The organism is Calditrichota bacterium, from assembly GCA_013151735.1.
Lineage (GTDB): Bacteria > Zhuqueibacterota > JdFR-76 > JdFR-76 > BMS3Abin05 > BMS3Abin05.
Window position 1 is genome coordinate 1 of record JAADHR010000224.1, and the last position, 3,025, is coordinate 3,025.

At 48.9% G+C, this 3,025-nt stretch carries 3 protein-coding genes; all 3 read left to right on the forward strand.

Annotation, left to right across the window (positions count from 1 at the left end; translation table 11 throughout):
- Window positions 1-76: 76 nt before the first annotated feature.
- The 3 genes from GXO76_16010 (at window position 77) to GXO76_16020 (ending at window position 2,948) form a co-directional block, all read left to right on the forward strand.
- Window positions 77-883 carry a hypothetical protein gene (locus GXO76_16010; protein ID NOY79358.1) on the forward strand — a complete coding sequence of 269 codons (807 nt, stop codon included), beginning with the start codon at window positions 77-79 and terminating at the stop codon, window positions 881-883.
- Window positions 884-1,002: 119 nt separating this feature from the next.
- A complete protein-coding gene (rlmD, locus tag GXO76_16015; GenBank protein ID NOY79359.1) occupies window positions 1,003-2,403 on the forward strand; it encodes a 23S rRNA (uracil(1939)-C(5))-methyltransferase RlmD in 1,401 nt (466 codons plus the stop codon).
- A gap of 2 nt (window positions 2,404-2,405) precedes the next feature.
- Window positions 2,406-2,948, forward strand: coding sequence for an RNA methyltransferase (locus GXO76_16020; protein NOY79360.1), 543 nt, complete (start codon window positions 2,406-2,408; stop codon window positions 2,946-2,948).
- The last annotated feature ends 77 nt before the right edge of the window (window positions 2,949-3,025 follow it).

Here is a 3,025-nt window from a genome sequence, read left to right on the forward strand (position 1 = left end):
TTTGTTGGGCAGCGAGAGTAAGAAAAAGGATGTACTAATCTATTTATCTCCGGAAAAGTTGCTGTACAAACCCGTTATGCCCAAAATTATCAAATCAAAATTGGGTAGAAGCTATTTTTCGGTGACAATTGATTCCATTCATGCCCCAAGCCCCTTTTGGTGGGAGGCTTATCTTGTTCCGAAAAATGAAATTGCGGGAGGTCAAAAAACAACCGACTGGATTCCTGTTGACAAGGGCTATGTGGAAGCGAATTATTCAAACTGGCACAAAAAGCTTAAATGGCAATCCTCGGGACCGTTAAACCTGAAATGGCAGGCAGATAACCCCTATATGTTGGTCATTAAGCTTCGCATGAAGTTAGCCGGGATTGAGAATCTATTCGTAAAACCCATTCAATTCCAATCCAAAAAGAAAGCCGTGCAAACTTACCGAATGATCCTAATGCAACATGTTTTTGCCTCTGCCGCATCGGAATCCCGTTTTTTGGAAGCCAGAGTGAGGGATATTTTGCAGGACATTCTTCAATTGCACCCCCAAAAGATTGAAAACGCGTACATTACGGGACATGCTTGTGAAATTGGCAAAGATGACTATAATAAGAAGCTTTCTTTGCTTCGGGCACAACATACCTACGACGTATTAACACGGCAACTTAACATATTAATCAGCCTGGGACAGAATGCAGAGGAAGCCAAACGCATCAAATCGGCTTTTAAAAATCATGTAATTGGTTTTGGTTTTTGGGTTCCCTACCAATTTGAACCCAAGCTACTCATGCCCGGAATGAAAGAGCCAGCCAATATTGTGCGGGAATTGAATCAATATCCGTTGCAGCGCGTTCGAAATCGACGGACGGAAATTCAATTAACAATTACGTATTAAGTTAAAGCAACAAGGATCCCATTATCGAAGATTCCCTGTCGCTTTTCTTTTTCACTTTCTCCTTGCATCTCCTCCAATTATTTCTTATTCTATTAGCTGAATCAAGCAAGGAGTAGCAGGTGCGCAGAGGCGAGGAAATTACCCTTCATATTGAGGATGTGGCGTATGGCGGGTTGGGCGTGGCCCGGGTCGAGGGACTGGTGGTATTTGTGGAAAAGGGGCTTCCCGGGCAAACCGTGCGGGCCCGCGTGCTCAAAAAAAAATCCGATTACCTGACGGCACGCATCCTCGACGTGCTGGAGCCTGCGACTTACGAAATCCCCCCGAAGTGCTCTCACTTTGGTGTGTGCGGTGGGTGCAAGTGGCAAAACGTCGCTTATGAAAAGCAATTGGCTTTTAAACAACACATTGTGCAGGACAGTCTCCAGCGCCTCGGAGGATTTTACGACATTACCATACAGCCTACGTTACCCTCACCCGATGTGTTTTTCTATCGCAATAAAATGGAATTTACCTTTTCCGACCGGCGCTGGCTTCTCTCTAATCAGGAACAGGAGGAAAAGCCTAAGGACTTTGCCCTGGGACTTCATGTGCCGCGCCGTTACGATAAAATTGTGGACATCGACGCCTGCTTTCTGCAATCGCCGGAAAGCAATGTACTTCTCAATCTTGTGAAAGACTTTGCCCGGGAATCCGGGTTGAAGCCCTGGAGCACCGCCGACCACGCCGGTTTCTGGCGGCATCTCGTGATTCGCGAAGGGAAACACACCGGGCAGCGGATGGTCAATGTGGTGACGTCTGAAAAGAACGAAGCGGTCATGACCCAATTGGCGGAAAAAATCCGTGCCAGCGGGGTCCCGGTTTCAAGCATGGTGAACAACATCAATCGCTCCAAGGGGAGCACCGCATTTGGCGAGGAGGAATGGACGGTTTGGGGGGAGCCGGTGATTCGTGAAAAATTGGGCGACTACGAGTTCGAAATTTCCGCCAATTCCTTTTTTCAAACCAACACCCGGCAGGCCGAACGGCTGTACGACACAGTCATTCGTTTAGCGAATTTCTCAGGCGAGGAGATGGTTTACGATCTTTACAGCGGTACCGGCACTATTTCCATTGCCATTTCGCAACGGGTGCGGCAGGTGCTGGGAATCGAGGTGATTGAAGCGGCCGTGCAAGATGCCCGCCGCAACAAGGCGCTCAATCGGGTGGAAAATGTGGAGTTTGTTCTGGGTGACGTGAAGGATGAAATGAAGCGCGTGGAAACGCTGGTGGATGTTGTGGGACGTCCGGATGTACTGATCATCGATCCGCCCCGGGCCGGCCTTCACCCGAAAAGCGTGCAGGCCATTCAGAATATGATGCCCGAAAAGATTGTGTACGTATCCTGCAATCCCACCACACTGGCACGCGACCTGGCGGAGTGGAAAAACAATTACACGCTGCAGCAGGTCCAACCGGTGGACATGTTCCCGCATACGTACCACATTGAAACCGTGGCGTTGCTGGAAAGGGTTGAATAGCCGTGCGGAAACTCACGTTTGAGGAAATTAAGTCTGCCCGCCCCACGTTGGAGGAGATTGAGCGGGAAGGACGATTTCCCATCTCGGCGGTCGCAGAGAATATCCGCAGCCTGTTCAATGTGGGGTCGATTTTCCGAACCTCGGATGCGGTTCGCGTGAAAAAGCTTTATCTTACCGGGTTCACCGGACAGCCTCCCCGAAATGAAATCTCAAAAACGGCGCTGGGAGCAGAGCAGTCGGTTCCCTGGGAGTACCGTCGAAATACGCCGGAGCTTCTTCAACGTTTAAAATCAGAAGGCCAATCCCTTGTGGTTCTGGAACATACGGACGCCAGCCGCGATTTTCGACGGGTCGAGTATTCGTTTCCTCTGGTTTTGGTGGTCGGTAACGAGGTAGAGGGAGTCTCTGATGAGGTAGTTGGTTTGGCTGATCTGGCCATTGAAATTCCCATGTTCGGCGTCAAACAGTCGCTGAATGTGTCTGTCGCATACGGCATTGCGGTGTACGAGATTTTACATCAATATCTGGAAAAATTTCAGTTGTGAGTACTTTCGAGTGAACGTTTATTTAGCCTGAATCATTCATTAGCCACAAAGTCACGAAAAAAAAGATAAGTAAATAT